A 465-nucleotide genomic window follows, 5' to 3' on the forward strand; every position below is an offset into this window, starting at 1 on the left:
ACATCTTCCTTTTTTTGTGGAGTCGCCGGGAATCGAACCCGGGTCCAAACGAGCAACTAAAGAGCTTTCTACACGCTTATTTCCTGATTGAATTTTCGATGTTGAGCTAGGCCAGAAACAACCACCCAACACTTATCTTCTTAATTTTCGAAATCTACCCGAAGCTCATAGAAATCTAGGTTTATTTTTACGGTTCCCCTGAACGGAACGCCACAAACCAAGGCTTTCCAGGAGAATCCAGCTTCTCTACCTTGTAGAGACGTGGCGCAATCGTACTATGATTCGGATTATGCAGCTAAAGCGTAATTATTTTCGCCGTGTAAAAGTTTGAGATCTTATATTTACGAGCAAGGTCTCAATGCTCGACGTGCTTACTGTTCAATTCGACTCGCTGTCAAAACCAGTCGACCCCAAAAATGAGTCTGCAAATTTAGAGTATTTGAAATTACTTTCTACTAAAATTTT

The 465-nt window shown here is 41.3% G+C and carries 1 other RNA gene; it reads right to left on the minus strand.

The features are described from left to right. Window positions 1-14 precede the first annotated feature (14 nt). Window positions 15-412: a transfer-messenger RNA gene (gene ssrA, locus B3J44_RS13090) on the minus strand. Window positions 413-465: the final 53 nt, after the last annotated feature.

This window comes from Flavobacterium sp. UBA4854, assembly GCF_002399805.1.
GTDB classification, from domain to species: domain Bacteria; phylum Bacteroidota; class Bacteroidia; order Flavobacteriales; family Flavobacteriaceae; genus Flavobacterium; species Flavobacterium ginsengisoli.